Here is a 19854-nt window from a genome sequence, read left to right on the forward strand (position 1 = left end):
AAAACTGTTAACAATATTTATTTATAACAACATGAATTAGTTCTAAATTTACCCTTCACCTTGTCTAATATTGGCATGATTCAGCAACTTAAGTCTGGGAAAAATCTGGACATTACACAAAAAAACGTTAACAATTTAGCGGATAATTTTAATACTAACTGTGAAGCCGCCTATGAAACCCAAGATTCTATCAGTGAGAGACCAAATTGCCGATGTGCTTCGTTCAGATATTATTTCAGGCGAACTTGCGCCAAATACTAAACTGAACGAGATTCAATTGGCTGAACGCTTCGGTGTTTCACGCGGCCCAATCCGAGACGTTATATTAAAGCTCACCAAAGAGGGCTTGTTAGTCAGCAAGAATAATGTGGGTGCGTCGGTAAATAGCCCGCTCTCTCCTGAGCTGCAAAAACTCAGTATCGATTTGCGTAAAAAGATAGAAGAATTCGCTGTGAAGGCCGTGATTGAAAGCATTTCATCTGACCAACTCAATGAAATGGATGGCATTATTGACGTAATGCATGAGCACTTTGAAAAGCAGGAATACACTGAACTGACCAAAGCAGATATTACTTTTCACCAATACTTCATCGAGCTGGCAGGCGGCGAAAACCTCATTAACTTGTGGTATCCCATCGTGATCAGAATGCGAATGAATTATCAGCGTATTAAAACGTCGAGCACCTTAGTTGATGAGCACCGTGACATTGTTAACGCTATGCGCGAACGCAATGTAAAAGATGCGATAAACGCTATCCGTAAGAACATCAAATAATTCACTTTACGCATAACCCCACTCGGGGTTATGCGCACATCCTCTTAGTCCTCGGTTTGATCAAACCTGCTCTGGTAGAGCTTTTTATTAAATGCCTTCATGGCACCCACTAGCTCTGGATAGGGAACATCCGCAACGGTAACCATGCCGATATTCGCATTTTCACCATCATGGGCCCGCCCGGTAATAGGCTCATCAATGTATTGAAACCAATGTGCACCAACCATGTAGGGTTTACTCAACACCGTTTCCATATATTGCGTGTACATCCGAGCTCTGTCTGCTTGGTCACTAGCATGAACAATACCGGGGTTATACATTCCCGAATCTGTCGCGGTTCCTATATGAAACTCGCCCACAACGACAGGTAGGTCGACGTCTTCCAAGAAAGACCAGAAATGGGGTTGCATACCTTCCTCGTAAATATTAAAGCTCAATACATCGGAGTATTTTAACGATGCTTTGATAATTTCATCAGGCATCCCCCAATTTGCCATGCGTGCCCCCATGTACAAATGGTTTGGTAATACGGCTTCAAGGGTGTTGTGAACAACCTTAAAATACTGCTCACCCAATTGCTCTAAAAGATAAGAATAGTCCTTTACTTGAGCATCTGTATGACTCGAAAACGTTGCGCCAAGAGATAGACTTCTCCAATCAGCAAACGAAGTATTCCACGCACTATTCAACGCGGAAATACTCGAGTATTTGGCTTCTAACAAGGTGGTAAAGGCCGCTTTTGCTGGGCTTTCTTCTGAAGACTTAGACAGGGCATCTAAAATGACACCATAGCGCGCCGCTACACTGCCCTCTCGTTCTCCCCAACTCTTTTCGTTATCAACAAAAATGCCAGCGCACCAAGGTGAATAACGAACTTCTTCGGCTATTTTATCAATGGTGAGTTTCGCACGAGCGGCAAAAGCAGGGTCGAAAGGATCTGGCATTTCTCCCCAGTGATTAACTTCGCCAGATAGGGTTTTAAAATCACCGATAATCCAGCCATTGGCAAAATAAGGCACTTGGTCGGCTTGATAGAAGGCAGGATCTACCCAGTTTCCGAACGAGGTAAATCCCCAGTCATGCATGCGATTCAAGGTAGTATCACGCCAAACATCTAAGTAATCTGCACCATATCGGCGCTCGAGATTAGCTCGATAAAAGCTATAGGTTTCTCCACTTTCAATAGGCCCTTTGTGAGACGTTCTTCGGTAACTATAGTGTTTCGCCAAGGGTGAATCGTAGTCTGGCAACCAAGAAAACATGCCGTGACGTTGAGGATAGGCGACTTGAGCTCCTTGCTTTATCTCATCAGAGATCTGCACGATACCCAGTGAATCTTCTGGGGTTAACTCACCACTATCCACACGCCTGATGTCATCGTTGTTGTAATCGATGCCGGTGTAAGTCGTTGTGTTAGCCATACGTACATTGGCTGGCCCATGAGAGAAAAACAAATACCCTTCAGGGTCTACCATCCACCATTGACCGTTCAGTTTAGTGGTACGAAAGTAACCGGTTGCTTCTAACTTAGGACCATCTTTCCAACCACCGTATTGGGAGCGCTCTTGCCATTGCTCACCACTTAATGAAGCGAGCTCTTCCTCAGCCCACTGCTTCAACTGTGCCTCACTGTTAACAACTACCGACGAATCAACTCGAGTACTCTGGCCAAATTCATCCACTAAGTTGGTTAGCCAGTTTGGATTGATGTCTGGGTTCTTCCTCAAACGGAAGTTACTTACGGTCAATGATTTAGAGGTTACATTGCCAATAGTGAGAAGTCGTAGACCAGTAACACGCTGTAAATTTGACTCAAGTGGTTTCCATGAACGCCATATCATTCGAAGTTCATTGCTGTCCCACGATGGCGGATCACCCCAAAAACCAATTTGAGATTCAGCTTCTACACCACTTACAGGAAAATACAATACGCCGTCAAACCCTTGCGGGATAGCCACAGCATGGCGTTGAAGCACATGTTTTTCATCGAGCAAATCCACGTACAAATGTACTGAAGCATCACTGGTATTTTGAACATTGAACGCAAGATTACTCTCTGGGTAACTAGTAAAATCCCAGCTAGATGAGTTACTTAACACCAGTGAAGGCATATGTTCGTTTGATGGGAAGGTCAGTGCCAACACTGACTCATTGTCTATCTCTTCGAGGCTATAAACAGCCCCGTCACTATTTAACGTTAATGCGTCGTCACCAGAGACATGGAAAGACAAATAAGGTTGGCTTTCTTTAGCGGCCGCCGACGTCATTGGTTCGCTTATAGTCTCTTGTGAGGCTGGGCTACACCCCAACAATAGACAGGTGGAAATGCTAGCGAGTGCGCCGGTAACAACGCGGCTTACTCTCGATCGTCGACTTGTAAAACCTAAAGTTTGGTCTTCGCAGCGCACCACTGGTAACTCACAATGCCGTGTATTCTTCACTTTACTCCTCCTATAAGTACAAACTTTCAAAACCACTTTGCATACTGTTAACAATCTACAATCATAACTTACAAAATTCAAAGTTTATTTGGAGAAGAGTCAATCGTGTTGAACTCGTATTACTGAATTTTACAGTCCAAGAATAGTTGAAATATTTAACGCAGTGGTCTCTAAAGCGTCAATATCCATCTCACTAAAGCCTTTAGCGTCAACGCTTTCCACCTTTGACAAGCTGAGTGCTCCAATCTGTTTCCCTTTGTTTTTTCCTACCAAGGCAACATGCTCAATTACACCAGGTATGTAAGACGTGGATCCGCTATAACTGGAGGACATTTGTATGTCGTTCAAGGTATTAATAAAGGTTTGCCGTTCCATGTCGCTCATCGAGTGCCATGTTAAATCGCGCTCGAATATCAATCGTCTTACTTCGTCATTACTGTGCGCAAGTAGCACTTTACCCGCGTTAGATTCAAGGGTAGAAAATACAGCGCCTTCGGCAACAGAAAGAGAGACTGGTCCTGGGCTCCGGGCATGAACAAGCACCATAGTTTGACTTTGATGTAGGATACTCAGTTGACAAGATAAGCCTGTTTGATGGGCTAGGTCGTCCATTAATGGGATGGATTGTTGACGAAGTTCATCTAACGGAGATATTGAACGAGATAAATTATACAGCTTAAATGATAACCGATATTTCCCACTGGTAGCGTCTCGTCTCAGATAACCGTTCATCTCTAGGTTGACGAGGATTCTAAAAATTTCGTTAGTACTTCTACCCACGCCTTTAGCAATTTCAGATTGAGTATAGGCGTGTGAGGAAGACGCTAGAAATTGAAAAATTTCAAAACACTTGTCGAGCGCCGGAACGGCGTACTTTTTACTGATTTCTTGCTGTGCTTTTGCAATATCCACAATTCCTCCAATTTCATCTGTAAAAGCGAAAAAAATTTGTGCTTGGACATGCCATGCAGCATGAGTGCTGAACATATTTCATATATAAAACTCACTTTTTTCAGCAAAAATAACATTGAATTAACCCGAAATACACATAAGATTGTTTACATTCAACATAAAACTTAAATAACAAAAGTAACTATTACGGAGGCCAACGTGGCACACCCTTATCTTTCTCAAGAGCAAATCGAGCAGTTTAATAAAGACGGCTACATCATTATTCGCAACTACTACAACGAAGACGAAATTGGAAAATTGCAAAGCGCGGTGTTTAGTGATGACAACCTTTATAGTAATGCTTGGGATAAAAAGGACGCCTCAGGAACAGTGAGTAAAGTGAGCCTGTGGCAAGATTTGGGCGATGACTTTTACGCCATGTTCTCAAGAGGCAAGCGCCTATCTAACGCCGTTGAACAGTTACTTGAGGAACCTGTGTTTCACACAACTACTAAGATAATGATGAAAGAGCCGTTCGTTGGTGGAGCGTGGGAATGGCATCAGGATTACGGCTATTGGGCCACCGACAACTTCCACCTCTATCCGCAACTCGTCAGCTGCATGATAGCTATCAATAAAGCGACCATTGAAAACGGTTGTTTACAAGTGTTGAAAGGCTCACATCATATCGGGCGGATAGACCATGGTAGAACCGGCGATCAGAAAGGCGCTGACATGACGTTTGTAGAAGAGGCAATGAAGCATCACGAATTGATTAATGTGGAACTCGAACCGGGCGATACCTTGTTCTTCCACTGTAATTTGTTGCATAAGTCTAATCAAAACCGCTCTGAACATCCGCGCTGGGCGTTTATCGCAGCATATTGTGGCGAGTCTGCCAAACCCTTTAAAGAGAATTCCCTCGTATATCGTCCACTTGAGAAAGTTGAAGACGATGCCATCCTTAACTGGACGGCGTAAGCCCAGTGGCGATGTGGCCTTTGGTTAGAAGGAACTTTCACCAAGGGCCACATTCTCTGCTTTTACCAGCTAACTCCCCACGCAAGGGGTAAGTTTCATCGGGTGCAAGTGTCCCGCTTTCCACTGCGCCAAATATAGATTGCCGTCGTCGGCCATCAACAGTCCGTGGCAATGGTAGAAACTACCTTTGTTATTGGTTACTGCCGTGCCACTTTCAGGCAAGTCTCCTCCCAATACCGACACCAGAGTATCTGATTCATCGAATATACAAACTACACCAGAGTTGTCTTCGGGCTTACCTTTATCACCCGTCCAGCACACGGCTGCTAGCATATGGTTCTTATAAAAAATAGGCGCGTGAATGTATGCTCCCGGCACTGTCAGCTTGCGGACAAACTCACCGGAGAGGGTAAACCAGATCAACGCATGATCGGCTCTGGAACTTGCCAAAAGTAGTGGTTCTTCACCTCTTCTGTCTATGGTAATGCCATGACCATTCTTGATAGATTGCTCTGGGTTATCGCTGTCTTTGCCGAATGCGCGGATAAACTGCCCCTGAGCGTTATATTGAAGAATGAAATCGCTTCCGTAGCCGTCTATCACGTAAATATCACCATTGCTGGCAACTGTGACATCGGTAGGATTAAAAGGCATGTCTGGAGTATAGACACCCAGTGTTTGCGGATGCCCGAGAGAGAATAAAACTCGGCCGTTTCTTGTAGTTTTCGCAACACTCCCCGCTTGAGGAATCATTTTGTTGTAAGGCGAATCCCACGCTTCCGTAGACACTCCGTCCCACTGAGGATTAACAATCCATCCGCTATCCACAATGAACAAAAAAGTTTCGCCTTCCTCCTCGACTATCTCTAAACCGTGCGCACCGGGCCACTGGGTACCCCACCCATCGGTGATTTGACCAGAAAAATCATACTCCACAATGTTATTTGCGGGATTGTCGGTAACGAGCAATATTTTATCTTTGTCTTGCACCAGCGCGTGTGCGTTCTCTAATTTCACGTCACTTATTTGTTGTTGTCCCCAGTTTTCATCTACTTCAAACTGCCAATCGCCCTGCCCTAGAATCATTTATGTGCTCCTTTAACTCGATAAATAAACTGATTTAAGCGCGAGTAAACACCTTGGTCTCTATAACTTGCACCCAATCCAAATAATACATTTTATTGTTGACAATTAACACTATCGATCAAATACTACATCCCGTCGACATTTTGTTTACAATTAACAAACAGCAGCAGGACACACACTATGAAGAAAGTAGGATTGACGGCGTTGTCGGTAGCCATAGCCAGTGCATTGGGCAGCTCCCCAGTATTTGCGCAGGACACAGAGGCAGATGCCAACGTTGAAGTTATTCAAGTAAAAGGTATTCGCGGCTCACTTTCATCCGCCATGGATGTTAAACGTGACTCATCAGGTATTGTTGATGCTATTTCAGCAGAAGATATCGGTAAATTCCCAGACACCAACCTCGCAGAATCATTACAGCGTATTACTGGTGTATCCATTGACAGAACGAACAACGAGGGTAACCAAGTTACCGTGCGTGGTTTTGGACCAAGCTTCAACTTGGTTACGTTAAACAATCGCCAAATGCCAAACTCATCAGCGTTGGAAACCGCAGGCATTTCACGTAGCTTCAATTTTAGAGAAATTGCTGCAGAGAGTGTTTCAGGCGTTGAAGTCTATAAAACAGGTAAAGCTCATGTATCGTCAGGTGGTATTGGCGCAACGATAAACATCAATACCGCTCGCCCATTCTCTTTAGATCCTTTTGTTGCTGTTTGGAGTGCTAAAGCAGTTATGGACACAAGTGTGACGGTAGGCGACGACGTCACTCCTGAAGTCTCTGGCATGATAAGCAGGACGTTCGGCGACAGGAAGTTTGGTATTCTAGCGTCTTTCTCACATGCAGAGCGTCACAGCCATGTGGACCGTATCGGTGCATTTAACTGGGCACAAGGCTACCCAGGTCAAGCAGATCCTGATACCAGTGCCATTGATACCTCACGTAACCCAACGCTAACCACATGGCGCACACCTACCGTTGATTTGGACGATGCTAACTATGAGCGTGAGCGTCAGAACGGCGCATTAGTACTTCAATATGCACCCACTGACACAGTAACCATTACCGCAGATTACGTGATGTCTCGCCTTGATGACAAAGGCAACATGAACCGTATGAGCTTCTGGTTCGACAACGTGGAAACTGGTGCTGCGGACGTTAACGGTACCATTATCAATCCTGGTCGCATGAATGATGAACTTAACTTCTGGTCGTGGGAGTACAACTTCGAGACAGAGAACGATTCATACGGCTTGAATGTGGACTGGCGAGCCACTGATGCTCTTCGCTTTACCCTCGATTATCATGACTCAACCTCTCACTCGAACCCTGGCGCCTTGCCTGCGGAGCGCTTAGCTAACTTGAAGAATCCGTTTGGTGCTCTAGCTCCTGTCACCATTGGTGCAGACTTTAGCGGCGACATTCCGCGAGTGAGTTACGACGATTCTGCGTTAGATGGTGGCGCATACGCTCTTGCAAACATTGAGGGTGACTTGTACCAAGAGCGTGGTTTTGAGGTAGAGAACAACATCGAGCAAATCCAGTTTGCGGGTAAATGGATGAACCAAGAAGATGGTGCATTAGACGCCATTAACTTTGGCTTAGCCCATACCATTTACACCATAGACTCAGTAAAAATTAATGGTGCAAACTTTGGTTTAGGTAACGGTGCCCTTGATATCAGTAACCTCGATTTGACCTTTAACCCTGGCGACATTGGTTTTGAATTTGTACCGGTATACAGCGCCGCTCAGTTCATCGATTTGGTTAAAGAGCAAGGCCTATTCATTGAGCCTAACAAAAGCCTAAATGGTATTGAAGAAACCACTACTGCGGCATTTGTTAGCTTTGATTTTGTTACCGACTTTAATGATATGGAAGTTCGCGCTAATGTGGGTCTTCGCTACGAAGAAACCGATGTTGAATCATACTCAATCAACCGCCCTGTTGTTGGTTTCAACTGGTTAACGCCACTTGAAATGTCAAAAGTATTTGCCGACACCGAAGTGTCTGAAACGCTAGACGGCGCTTATGAGCACTTCCTGCCAAACATAGATTTCAGCATTAGCTTTACCGACGAACTTGTTGGTCGTTTTGCCTACAGCAGAACTGTTGCGCGAAGTGATATCACCGCAATGTTCCCTGCAACAAGTCTGAATAATCACTTGGCGACGGGTCCGTTCAGAGCATCACAAGGTAACCCGAACTTACTACCTTACTCTTCAGACAACATCGATATTTCACTCGAGTACTACTACGACGAAGGCAGTTATGTGTCTGTAGGTCACTTCAGAAAACAAGTAGACAACTTTATTGCAGTTGGTGAAGAAGAACGTGTTATCGAGGGTCCAAATGGTCCATTGACCAACCCTGCAGCGAATCCACGTCCTGGTTGCCCAGGCGGCGCAGCAGATAACCCCGATCCAAACTGTGTCTCTCAACCCGGTGATCCTGCCATTGAATGGATAGTGTCTACGCCGCTTAACTTAGACGAGACTCAAGTGTACGGCTGGGAATTCAATGTTCAACACATGTTCAGTGATACTGGCTTCGGTACCATTGTTAACTACACCATGGTGGACAGTAATGATACCTACGATGTGTATTCACTTGAAAACGACTTCGCACTGCCAGGCCTAAGTGACTCTGCGAACTTTATCGCCTTTTACGAGCAAGACAATTATCAAGTTCGTGTTGCCTACAACTGGCGTGACGCCTTCTTATTGTCTGGCGGTTTAGAACCGTTATTCACCGAAGCGTACAGCCAAATAGATATCTCTGCGAGCTATGACATTAACGACAGCTTGTCTGTATTTGTTGAAGGGATAAACGTAACTGACGAAGCAACCCGCCGTCACCAGCGTTTCTCGAATCAAATCCGAGACTATGAAGTTTATGGTCCACGATACAACGTGGGTATTCGCGGTAAGTTCTAAAGTTGGAGGGCCAGCAGTTAACACTGCTGGCCATTTTCATTATGCAATCTACGCTAGAGAATATTGTTATTGTTGGTGGCGGTACCGCAGGATGGCTTACTGCTGGCATATTAGCGGCCTCATTTAAACGCAATAACCAAACAAAGCTCCCTACTATCACTCTTGTTGAATCCCCTAATATTCCTATTGCAGGTGTTGGTGAAGGAACATGGCCATCAATGCGCCGTACCCTGAAACATTTGGGTATTCGGGAAAGCGATTTCATTACCCAATGTGATGCCACATTCAAACAAGGTGCTAAGTTTTCGGGTTGGGTCACAGGTTCACCAGAAGATAGCTACTACCATCCCCTTGTACTTCCCCACCGATACGACCTTGAAAATCTAGCGACACACTTTGTGAATAGTGCACCCGAGCAAGATTTTGCATCACTACTCTGTGCGCAAGGGGCAATTTGCGATTTAAATCTTTCGCCGAAAAACATGAGCCACAAAGACTACCAAGGTCATCTCAACTACGCCTACCATCTCGATGCCACCAAGTTTTCTCAATTTCTTCAAAGCCATTGTTCCAAAGAGCTAGGTGTACAGCATGTTGTTGCCAACGTGCAACTGGTAGAATCTGCACCCGATGGAGATATCGCTGCACTTCTCATTGACGACGGCAAGCGGATAAGTGGTGATCTATTTATTGATTGCTCGGGATTCAAAGGGTTACTGATCAACGAACACTTCAACGTACCCTATAAGTCTTGTAAAGATATTCTTTTCAGCGACCGTGCCGCCGCTATTCATTTGCCTTACCCTCAAAACGACACCATTGCACCCTACACCATTTCCACGGCTACAGATGCAGGTTGGATTTGGGACATCGGTCTCCCATCGCGGCGAGGAACCGGCCACGTCTACAGCAGTGAATTTATGTCTGACGACGAAGCAGTCAACGTTCTATCTCACTACGCAAACCAAACCATTTCTGCAGATGACGTTCGACTTTTCAATATCGAGCCCGGATATAGAGAGCGCTTTTGGCACAAAAACTGTGTTGCCATCGGTTTAAGTGCTGGCTTTTTGGAGCCTCTAGAGGCGTCATCATTGGTGCTCGTTGAAATGTCTGCACATTTTATCGCTGAGCAGTTTCCCAATCATAAAAATATTGTTCCTATTGTGGCTAACCGCTTCAATAACACATTTAGTTATCGCTGGTCTCAGATCATCGATTTTCTGAAGCTACACTACGTATTGAGCGAGAGAACTAGTCCGTTCTGGCAACGTCATCGAGACAAGTCCACGTGGACAGATAGCCTCAAAGAGCAACTCGAGCTATGGAAGTATAACGTCCCATGGCATGGCGACTTTGACCATGCTCGAGAAGTGTTTCCCTCAGCAAGCTACCAATATGTGCTATACGGCATGCGGCCACGCTACACGCGACCTAGTGCTAATCAACCTCACGGAGCGCTAGAGCAAATTAAACGCGCAGAGGCAAATGTTAAACAACAAATTTCTCAATTTTCACAACAGTTGTACGACCAACGTACCTTACTGCACCACCTAGTCAACGCTCACTAAAACAAAAGGAAAAGGCATGACAGACTATCAACAACTCAGTGCGACACTGCATAAAGACCTTAAAGTAAAACCGAACTACAAGAGCTTACCTCTGTTCAGGGAAAATACGTTTCCTGTTCTTGCCTGCGAGCTAGAAACACTGCAGCGTGAGTACCCGGTTGTATTTCTCAAATCACCAAAGTCTGGAAAACTCAGCTTACACCTACTTACTGGTTTAGATGAAGGACAGAACGCGTTTATCAATAACGGAGTCTGGCTCGCCGACGCTGTGCCTTTATACGTTGAACTGCATCCCTTCTACCTCTCGACGATTCAGGGCAATCAAGCAAGTATTTCGTTATCACCAGAGCACCCCTGCTTTGCTAATGAAGCAGGTATTCCCCTATTCACCCAAGACGGACTTCCATCAGAATTTTTACAAAAAATTCAAAAACAATTATCACTTGCCTACCAAAGTCAGAAAGAAACTGATAGATTAATATCATTTATTGAAACATATGACCTTTATAGAGACTTAAAAGTTAATTTTATCGACCACAAAGGTGAAGCACAGTCGCGGCAGGGCATGCTTATCCCAGATACGGCGAAGCTTCTAAGTTTAGATAAAGACATCATTATTGAAGCACTAGAGCAAGGGCACTATCGCTCAATGGTACTCATTGAAGCGAGCATGAGAAGCATGGACGGGCTGATTTACAAATCAGTGTCTGGTGCACAGCAGGTTTCTTAACACATTATAATAATAGAGGTATAAGAGATGGTGACGATTAAAGATATTGCTCGTAAAGCTGGTGTATCACCGGCCACGGTATCCAGAGTAATTAACAGAACAAAGCCCGTTTGCAAAGAGACACGGGAAAGAGTTCAAGCTGTTATTGCGCATTATCGTTATAAACCAAATCAACACGCCCGCGCTTTGGTTACGGGTGCCAATCCACTTGTCGGTCTCGCTTATCAGCGTAATGCTGACTTTGATAATGGGATTGTTCACGAGATAGAAACCTTGGCGCAAGCAGACAATGCCCCCTTACAGATAAGAAGTGCGGGCGCCCATGCGAACGATGAACTCAATGCAATCACTTCGTTACTCGCGCAAGGGTGCAGTTTAGTATTTGTTCACTCAGTGTATTGTGACGACCATACACTCTCTACAATGGCTAAGCACTATGATCAACTTTACTTTATTGGTCGCCATATTGACGGAGCTCAAAACCGCTGTGTTTTCGTTGAAATGCAAAATACACCGAGACTAGAAGAGCACACCACAGCACAACAGTTTAAAAGAAGTTGTAGCTCGTTGTTGGAGTCAGCAAGGCTCTGCTACCTACAAGGTATGCAGAGTTTATCGGTATAACCAAACGATAAGCACCCTTGGATAGCTCGGGCTTTGCGACCCGTTTTGTAACGCAAAGCCCAACTCGCTCTAGATACGTTGAATTTAAACTAATAGTTAAGCGTAATAGTAACGGCAAACACGTAAAATTCCTCTATACTTGCATGTTTGAAAAGCGCGAAAATTCAACGTATCTAATATTTTATAGTTTCCGATGGTAATTACGACAGAAGCTCAACTTAAACAAAAACAAAAAACCTACAAATACGCCCTCTTTGCCTCTGTCGTTGTGTTTATGTGCTTCGCGTTCTGGCAAGGTTATTCGGCCCTCCAAGTACATCAGCGTTATCAGCAAAGTCTCATGCAAAGTGTTATCGCTCGTATTTCAAGTGAATATCAGTTACTTGTTGCTGCTAACAAAAGTGTACTCAATGAGTTTCAACAAACCCATCGAGAAACGCTATCCAAATTATATGAAGAGGGTCCACTAGCCCGTCAGGCAGAATACATGGAAGTCCTCAGAGCGTTAAAGGAGAAAAATGAAAACATTCGTTTGTTTTCCATTATCTCTCCAGCGCGCTCAGGTGTATTTCAACATATCACTGGAGATTTTTTACCCGACTGCAAAGAAGAAATTCGTTCTACCTTCGACAACACAGAACAAGAAGAGTTGTTCTTGCACCGTAGCAGTAAGAGCATACATTACGACCTGTTACTTCCTCTATTTGACCACCCCGGCGCCTACTTCTTCGTGGCATTTAATGTGGACCCCATTCAAGAAATGCTGACTAAGTTTAGCTTGCCTCATCAAGAGTTATTTCTGTTGAGAAATGACAATATTGGGAAGATTGAGCTCAGCTCAACCAATGAGATTTCTGATAATATTGCTGGTCTAGTCATGACCACGGACGAAATCGAGCAATTTAGTTTTATTGAACCTATTGAAAATACCCGTTGGAATCTGGCAATCAGACTGTCCGAAAGCTATCGTACTCAAATCATTAAAGCTTCCGTTACCCGTGCTGTTTTAATGACAGTGTTTTTCTGTCTAATTTTGCTGTTTGTGTATCGCCTCATTCGCCGATCTACCTCGCAGTTAATACAAGTACGGGATTACCTGTACCAACAGCAAAAATACGATCCTTTAACAGGCGCTTTCACACAAAATGCGTTTGTAAATCAGGTCACTCGTTTTCTTTCAACCAGTAACAGAACAGATAAGTTTTTAGTGTCATTTAAATTTGCGAAAGACGTAAATACCTCCGACAAAGACTTGCATGAAGAGTATTACGTAAAGCACTTCTCCTCTGCGCTCATGACTTTCCTTGGTGATGAATATACTTATGGTCGGGTAAACGACATCATACTTGTCATATCATCAAAACTCGGCACTAAACGACTCAACCACCTCGCAGAAGCCTCGTTGAAATACGTAGAAGACTTCAACATGCGATACAATGATAATTTGAACATTCAGATGGTTGCTATCCCACTCAACGAAAAATTTAGTGCGGGATTAGAACTCGTTCGAGCAGTATGTGGTATTCAAGCCAATCGGCAACCTACACCATTAACCGTGGTAGATGCCGATAGTGAAGAAGTGAAACAAGTTTTTGAGGATCAGTATCTAGTACAGAGTTTATCAGAGGCCATTGCCAATGAGACCCTACTTCTCTATCGTCAGGCGATTTCAGAGGTCGGGCATGAAGGTAACAGTGTTGAACAATATGAGGTGTTGTGCCGGCTAGAGTTAGATGGAGAAATAGTTTCTCCAATGAAATTTATCCCACTGGCAGAACAGTCTGACTTAATTGTTTCGCTAGATAAATACATGTTTAGAAAGTCGCTAGAAAAACTTACCGAATCGTCGTTACAGACGACCTTATCTATAAACCTCTCAGGAAAAACCCTGACACACCCTAATCTTAAAACCTTTATTGAAGACGGTTTTAAACAATATGACATTGCACCGGCTCGTATCACCTTCGAAGTTACCGAAACATACGCAGTAACCCATATTGACGAGGCGAAAGCTTTTATTTCTTGGGCACGTGCTCTTGGTTGCCAGTTTGCTTTGGACGATTTTGGTCAAGGTGTTTCATCATTTAGCTACCTCCAATCGCTTCCTATCAGTAAGCTGAAAATTGATGGCTGCTTTATCAAGGACATTCATAAAAACACCAAAAACCGAATGATCGTGTCCACCATGGTCAATTTGTGTCACCAATTTAAATTAGCCTCAGTCGCTGAATTTGTCGAGGATGAGGAGATACTTACAGTATTACGTGATATTGGTGTTGATTATGCGCAAGGGTACGGCATTCACAAACCTGAGCGGTGGTGAGCTTGAGCAATGAGAATTGCGAGGCTTGCTAGTTTTCAACCAAATAGCGAGACACCTGAACATTACCTTCAGTAACTTTAGAATCCAATACACCACCTACCGACAATACCATGCCGTTTGACGGTAAGTTATTGGTGTAACAGTGAATATGAACAGGATTTATTGACCTAGACCGTGCGATCTCGACGGTTTTGTGCAATAGCAAACTGCTTAATCCTTTGCCGCGGTACGATGGTCTTACGCCCATGCCAATATGTCCTCCAACATGAGCAATATTATCGTTGAGATAATGACGTAGGTTAGCCACACCGATCAAGGTTTCACCTTTCACTAACCAGTAAGTAGAGCTTGGGACGCCTCCTTCGGGCACCCAATGCCCTTTAGACAGATCATCTAGTTGCTGCAGGTACGCATTGAAGTCAGTAGAATCTAAATCAAGAACAAATGGGTAACGCTCTTCGTTACCCAATTCAGCAAGATATTCACGAAAACTGGCTTCATAGCGCAGGGCCGGAACTACCAATTCCCAGTCAAGATTACGCTCGGTCAAAAATTACCACGTGAGGTCGTCAGGAATTTCATAATCCGCGTACCAGTCATTCTCATCTTCTTCAGCACCGCTAGCATCCTTAGTATCAAGGTCAGCACGGTAAACAATTGAAGATTCGTCACGCTGAGCAATCTTGTCGGCGACTGGCGTGGGTACAAGCTCATAGGCTTCATCTTGTATCACCACAACCAAACGGCCTTTAGTCACTTGCTTGTGTATTTCATCACTCACGTACATGCGTTTCACCACATTGTCGTGAGTAAAATTAAGCAACACATCGCCATCTCGTTTTTGCTTGTTTACATTAATGAGTTGGCGAACTTGAGCCGCAATTGAACGCTGTTCTCGCGCTTGTTGTTGCTGCTCATTGAGTGCTCTGTCTCGCGCCTTTTTATCTTCCGCTGCTTTTTGTGCGGCGAGTGTTGCTTCATCCACAACAGGCTGTTTTTGTTTATTTTTAAGCTTTTGCTTTTTGCGCTTGTCTGCACGAGCTTGTTTGGCAGACGCTTTGTCCGCCAAACCCGCTTTAAGTAGTTGGTCCTGTAACGACGCCATACTTCAATCTCTTACTTTTTCGCTTTACTTTTGGCAGTGGACTTACTGCTGGTTTGCACTTCCCACTTACCGTCGTTGTACCATGCAGACCAGCCAGATGCCTTACCTGCACTATTTTCAGACATCACGTATTGTTGCTTAGTTTTTCTACTATAACGTACCAGCGCAGGATTACCCTCTGGATCTTCTTGTGGAGCATCCGCTAAGTAGTAAAACTTAGGCGAAATTCGATCGCGGAAGCGAGCTAGTTCAGCAACCTTCGGAGCACGGGTTTCCCTTGATTTAGGGAAATTGTGTGCCGCTAGGAAAATACCAGACGCACCGTCGCGCAACACAAAGTGAGCGTCCGATTTTTCACACGGTAGCTCGGGTAAAAATACCGGATCTTCTTTTGGTGGTGCTGGCTCACCGCTTCTTAGCAGTTTACGCGTATTCTTACATTCAGTATTAGTACAACCGAAGTACTTACCGAACCGTCCATTTTTAAGTTCCATGTCACTGCCACACTTATCGCATTCGATAATCGGACCGTCATAGCCTTTAATTTTGAACGTTCCTGTTTCAATCAAGGTACCATCACAGGTGGGCGTATTACCGCATACATGGAGCTTACGAGTTTCATCAACTAGGTAGCTATCCATGGCGGTGCCGCATTTCGGACAGCGTTTCTTGGCTCGAAGCGCTTCAGTCTCTAATTCATCTTCGTCATCGACCTTAACCACCTCGTCACCTGCGGTGAGATTCATGGTATTGGTACAGCGCTCTTTAGGTGGCAGGTTATAACCTGAACACCCCAAGAATACACCTGTAGAGGCTGTTCTGACGTTCATTTCACGACCGCATTTATCACATTCTACCCCAGAAGGAACAGCTTGGTTGAGGCGCATCCCCCCCTCTTCAGGATCCTTTTCTGCGGTTAGCAACTTGTTATAAAAGTCGCTATAAAATAAATTGAGTACGTCTTTCCAGTTTTTATGACCGTCGGCTATATCATCAAGCTGTTGCTCCATGTTAGCCGTAAAGTCATAACTCATTAGGTCGTCAAAGTTTTCCAACAAGCGGTCGTTAACAATTTCACCCATCTTTTCAGCGTAAAAACGTTTGTTTTCCAAACGCACATAACCGCGGTCTTGAATGGTAGAAATGATACTTGCGTAAGTTGAAGGTCGGCCAATACCTCGCTTCTCAAGCTCTTTAACCAGTGACGCTTCGTTAAATCGAGCAACCGGCTTGGTGAAGTGCTGCTTAGGGTCAAATTGTTGTAGTGTAAGCACATCGCCTTGTTGTACATCAGGCAACATGACTTCTTCTTCACCCTTTTTACGCACTTGAGGTTGTACTCTTGTCCAACCATCAAATTTAAGTACCCGACCTTTGGCAGTCAGTCCGTAATCTCCCGCTGCAACCTTGATAGTTGTAGCGTCATATTTCGCTGGAGTCATTTGACATGCCACAAACTGACGCCAAATAAGCTCATATAGGCGCTGTGCGTCACGCTCCATGTCTTTTAGGCTGGCAGCGGTAACTTGCACGTTTGAAGGTCGAATCGCTTCGTGAGCTTCCTGAGCGCCTTCTTTACTGCCGTAGCGCAGTGGATTGTCAGGTAAATATTTGCTTCCGAAATTATCGTCGATGTACGCACGACAACTATCAAGCGCTTCCTGACTCAAGTTTGTTGAGTCAGTACGCATGTAGGTAATGTGGCCAGCTTCATATAAGCGTTGGGCCATCATCATGGTCTTTTTAACGCCAAAACCAAGACGAGTACTTGCCGCTTGCTGAAGTGTTGACGTAATAAATGGTGCAGATGGACGGCTTTGTGTCGGCTTAGATTCGCGACTCTCAACCACATACTGTGCTTGTTTCAGCTCGTCTAATGCTTTATCAGTTTGCGCTTTATTAACTGGTTTGAAATTCTTACCGAGATGTTTAGCCACCAGCATGCGCAACGCGGAAGCTTTTTCACTGTTGAGGTCAGCGTGAACATCCCAAAACTCTTCAGGAACGAACGCTTTAATTTCTCGCTCACGCTCAACGACCAGTCGAACCGCTACGGATTGGACGCGGCCTGCAGAAAGTCCTCTGGCAACCTTTTTCCACAATAATGGAGAAACCATGAAGCCCACAACGCGATCAAGAAAACGTCGTGCTTGCTGCGCGTTCACCCGGTCCACATTAAGTTCACCAGGCTCCGAGAACGCCTCTTGAATTGCGTTCTTCGTAATCTCGTTAAAGACTACGCGCTGGTATGTCTTGCCTTTGGTACCCAATAACTCCTGAAGGTGCCATGCAATTGCTTCTCCTTCGCGGTCCAAATCGGTTGCGAGATAGATGGTGTCAGCATCCTTGGCTAGCTTCTTGAGTTCATTGACTACCTTTTCTTTACCCTGAAGCACTTGGTAGTGCGCTTTCCAGTCTTTTTCAGGGTCAACACCCATACGATCCACGAGCTTGAGGTACTCATGTCTTCGTAAGTATTCGGCGCGTTTTGAGTCGCTATATGTTTTCAGTTCTTTTGCCGTCTTTTTCGGCTCTACCTTACCTAATGCTTTGGTAGGTAGGTCGCGAACGTGGCCCACAGAACTTTTTACGATAAAATTTTTACCGAGATATTTATTTATCGTTTTTGCTTTTGCTGGCGACTCGACTATGACCAGTGATTTTGCCATATATTTGAATTAAACCCGTTGATTTTTAACGAATATTTCGCTTTAACATTGTAATTTCAGGCGGTCAGACAGTAACGTACTGGCCCCTTCTCTTTTTTAACATATATCTACAAAGTGAATGGAAAACAAGATCTTCTTCATACTTATTCTTTTGCCCGTACTAAATACGCTCAAAATCAGTACAAAAATTAATCACCTCGATTGGCAAAGGCCCCAAAAGCCGTATAATGCCGCCATCTGAAGGGGTTATAAAACAGTTTTCCCCACAGAATCGCTCAGTGATGAGTTCATAAAATAAGGTAGCGTGAAAACGCCAAAAAACCAGAGAGAACAAGCATGAAGCAATTTGAAGTAAACTTTGATGGCTTAGTCGGACCTACACACAACTATGCCGGTTTATCTTTTGGTAATGTCGCCTCTCTTAACAATGCCAACGCAAACAGCAGCCCGAAACAAGCTGCTAAGCAAGGCCTTGCTAAGATGAAAGCACTGTCTGATATGGGTATGATGCAAGGCGTGCTCGCGCCTCAGGAACGCCCCGACATTGCCGCACTTCGACGACTCGGGTTTTCTGGTTCTGACGCTACCGTTTTGGAAAATGCAGCAAAGCAATCAAGAGAGATATTTTTAGCATGTTGCTCTGCATCTTCAATGTGGACGGCAAACGCTGCGACAGTTTCTCCTAGCGCAGATACGTCGGACGGGAAAGTTCACTTTACCCCGGCTAACTTAACCAACAAATACCACCGTTCATTGGAGCCAGAAGTTACGGGTAGAATATTAAAAGCAACCTTTGCCGATGAGAAGTACTTTGCCCACCATCAGCACCTTCCAGACAACGAACATTTCGGTGACGAAGGTGCGGCTAACCATACTCGCCTTTGCAGCGAATATGGGCGTGCAGGAGTAGAAGTGTTTGTCTACGGTCGTCATGCATTCAACCCTAGCATGCCTGCACCTAAAAAATATCCAGCAAGACAGACACTTGAAGCTTGTCAGGCAGTTGCTCGTCTACACGGTTTAAGTGACGAGAACGTTGTATATATGCAGCAAAATCCAGATGTTATTGATCAGGGTGTTTTCCATAACGATGTTATTGCAGTTGGTAATCAAAATGTATTGTTTTATCACCAACAGGCCTTTCATAACACCGACGCTGGATTGGCTGAAATTCGCAGCAAATTCGGCGAAGAAGAACTCCACTTTGTTGAAGTTCCTACCAGTGAAGTCTCCGTAAACGACGCTGTGAAAAGCTACCTTTTTAACACGCAAATTATCACTCTGCCTTCGGGGGATATGACGATTATTGCGCCTACTGAGTGTCAGGACAACCCTGCAGTAAAAACTTACTTAGACAAGCTTGTGACCTTATCTACCCCGATAAAGTCAGTTAACTACTTTGATGTAAAGCAAAGTATGCGTAACGGTGGTGGTCCTGCGTGCTTGCGTTTACGCGTAGCCATGACCGAGCAAGAACTCGCCGCAGTTAACGGCGCAACACTCATCAATGATGCTCAATTTGAAAGGCTCAATGCATGGGTAGATAAACACTATCGCGATGTGCTCTCAGAAGATGACTTGAGAGATCCAAACCTGCTTATCGAATCTCGCACAGCACTAGACGAGTTAACACAACTACTTGAACTAGGCTCTGTTTACCCGTTCCAGCGAGTGTAGTTAAACAGCATATACGCCAACGCCGCCCCCTGGAATGGGGCGGC

At 44.7% G+C, this 19854-nt stretch carries 14 protein-coding genes; 8 read left to right on the forward strand and 6 right to left on the reverse strand.

Features of this window, described 5'->3' with window-relative positions; genetic code table 11:
* The first annotated feature begins 172 nt into the window (after nucleotides 1–172).
* A complete protein-coding gene (locus EYS00_RS08160) occupies nucleotides 173–775 on the forward strand; it encodes a GntR family transcriptional regulator (RefSeq protein WP_130636069.1) in 603 nt (200 codons plus the stop codon).
* Between the two features lie 44 nt (nucleotides 776–819).
* Here EYS00_RS08160 and EYS00_RS08165 read toward each other — a convergent pair whose 3' ends face one another.
* Together EYS00_RS08165 and EYS00_RS08170 are read right to left on the reverse strand one after the other, a co-directional pair.
* A complete protein-coding gene (locus tag EYS00_RS08165; protein WP_242618707.1) occupies nucleotides 820–3216 on the reverse strand; it encodes an agarase in 2397 nt (798 codons plus the stop codon).
* Between the two features lie 129 nt (nucleotides 3217–3345).
* A complete protein-coding gene (locus tag EYS00_RS08170; protein ID WP_242618708.1) occupies nucleotides 3346–4128 on the reverse strand; it encodes an IclR family transcriptional regulator in 783 nt (260 codons plus the stop codon).
* A 198-nt stretch (nucleotides 4129–4326) separates the two neighbouring features.
* Here EYS00_RS08170 and EYS00_RS08175 point away from each other — a divergent pair, with 198 nt between their 5' ends.
* Complete coding sequence (locus EYS00_RS08175; RefSeq protein WP_130636071.1) at nucleotides 4327–5088, forward strand: phytanoyl-CoA dioxygenase family protein; 762 nt, start codon at nucleotides 4327–4329, stop codon at nucleotides 5086–5088.
* 69 nt (nucleotides 5089–5157) lie between these two features.
* Here the strand turns inward: EYS00_RS08175 and EYS00_RS08180 are convergent, their stop codons facing one another.
* A complete protein-coding gene (locus EYS00_RS08180; RefSeq protein WP_130636072.1) occupies nucleotides 5158–6174 on the reverse strand; it encodes a 6-bladed beta-propeller in 1017 nt (338 codons plus the stop codon).
* Between the two features lie 180 nt (nucleotides 6175–6354).
* On the opposite strand from EYS00_RS08180, the gene EYS00_RS08185 reads away from it, so the two are divergent.
* From EYS00_RS08185 to EYS00_RS08205, 5 genes are all read left to right on the forward strand, one after another.
* Nucleotides 6355–9111 carry a TonB-dependent receptor gene (locus EYS00_RS08185; protein WP_130636073.1) on the forward strand — a complete coding sequence of 919 codons (2757 nt, stop codon included), beginning with the start codon at nucleotides 6355–6357 and terminating at the stop codon, nucleotides 9109–9111.
* A gap of 41 nt (nucleotides 9112–9152) precedes the next feature.
* Entirely contained in the window at nucleotides 9153–10682 is a 1530-nt protein-coding gene (locus EYS00_RS08190) for a tryptophan halogenase family protein (protein ID WP_130636074.1), read from the forward strand.
* Between the two features lie 16 nt (nucleotides 10683–10698).
* Nucleotides 10699–11412, forward strand: coding sequence for a SapC family protein (locus tag EYS00_RS08195; RefSeq protein ID WP_130636075.1), 714 nt, complete (start codon nucleotides 10699–10701; stop codon nucleotides 11410–11412).
* A gap of 27 nt (nucleotides 11413–11439) precedes the next feature.
* Entirely contained in the window at nucleotides 11440–12036 is a 597-nt protein-coding gene (locus tag EYS00_RS08200) for a LacI family DNA-binding transcriptional regulator (protein WP_130636076.1), read from the forward strand.
* A 340-nt stretch (nucleotides 12037–12376) separates the two neighbouring features.
* A complete protein-coding gene (locus EYS00_RS08205) occupies nucleotides 12377–14359 on the forward strand; it encodes an EAL domain-containing protein (protein WP_165399340.1) in 1983 nt (660 codons plus the stop codon).
* A gap of 28 nt (nucleotides 14360–14387) precedes the next feature.
* Here EYS00_RS08205 and EYS00_RS08210 read toward each other — a convergent pair whose 3' ends face one another.
* Genes EYS00_RS08210 through topA form a run of 3 tightly spaced genes read right to left on the reverse strand, consistent with a single transcriptional unit; the run spans nucleotide 14388 to nucleotide 18133 of the window.
* On the reverse strand, nucleotides 14388–14909 hold the full coding sequence (locus tag EYS00_RS08210; protein ID WP_130636078.1) for a GNAT family N-acetyltransferase: 522 nt from the start codon (nucleotides 14907–14909) through the stop codon (nucleotides 14388–14390).
* A gap of 3 nt (nucleotides 14910–14912) precedes the next feature.
* The gene (locus tag EYS00_RS08215) at nucleotides 14913–15464 is read right to left on the reverse strand and encodes a DUF2058 domain-containing protein (RefSeq protein ID WP_130636079.1); all 552 of its coding nucleotides are present in this window, start codon (nucleotides 15462–15464) and stop codon (nucleotides 14913–14915) included.
* 11 nt (nucleotides 15465–15475) lie between these two features.
* Nucleotides 15476–18133 (reverse strand): type I DNA topoisomerase, encoded by a 2658-nt coding sequence (topA, locus tag EYS00_RS08220; protein WP_130636080.1) that lies wholly within the window; start codon nucleotides 18131–18133, stop codon nucleotides 15476–15478.
* Between the two features lie 336 nt (nucleotides 18134–18469).
* Between topA and astB the strand changes: the two genes are divergently transcribed.
* The gene (astB, locus tag EYS00_RS08225) at nucleotides 18470–19810 is read left to right on the forward strand and encodes an N-succinylarginine dihydrolase (protein WP_130636081.1); all 1341 of its coding nucleotides are present in this window, start codon (nucleotides 18470–18472) and stop codon (nucleotides 19808–19810) included.
* The last annotated feature ends 44 nt before the right edge of the window (nucleotides 19811–19854 follow it).

Source organism: Alteromonas sp. KUL49 (assembly GCF_006538345.1).
Lineage (GTDB): Bacteria > Pseudomonadota > Gammaproteobacteria > Enterobacterales > Alteromonadaceae > Alteromonas.